1 protein-coding gene is annotated in these 408 nt (G+C 68.6%); it reads left to right on the plus strand.

What is annotated here, in order from left to right:
• Positions 1-408 (plus strand): chloramphenicol phosphotransferase (locus tag EOD07_RS37310; protein ID WP_127238559.1); only part of this gene is annotated, 408 nt, incomplete at both ends.

The following is a 408-nucleotide window of genomic DNA, read 5'->3' on the forward strand; positions in this document are numbered from 1 at the left end:
ATCCTCAACGGCGCGCCGCGTTCGGGAAAGTCGAGCATCGCGGCGGCGATCCAGGAAACATTCGAGGGCGTCTGGATGGCCCTCGGCGTCGACGCCTGCGTCCATGTCACGCCGCCGCGGCTGCGTCCGGGGATCGGCCTGCGTCCCGGCGGCGAACGCCCGGACATCGAGGCTTTCGTGCCGCTGCTCTACGCGGCGCTTTACGACGCAATCGCGGCTCACAGCCGGCTGGGGCTCAATGTCGTCGTCGATGTCGGCCACCACGACGCCTATTCCCGACCGCTGAACGTCCTTCCCGAATGTGCCCGGCGCCTGGCCGGCCTGCCGGTGCTGTTCGTCGGCATCCGCTGTCCGATCGACGTGATTTTGCGGAGGCGCGCCGCAAGCGGGGCTGGTACGCCATATGTC

It is taken from the genome of Mesorhizobium sp. M2C.T.Ca.TU.002.02.1.1 (assembly GCF_003997225.1).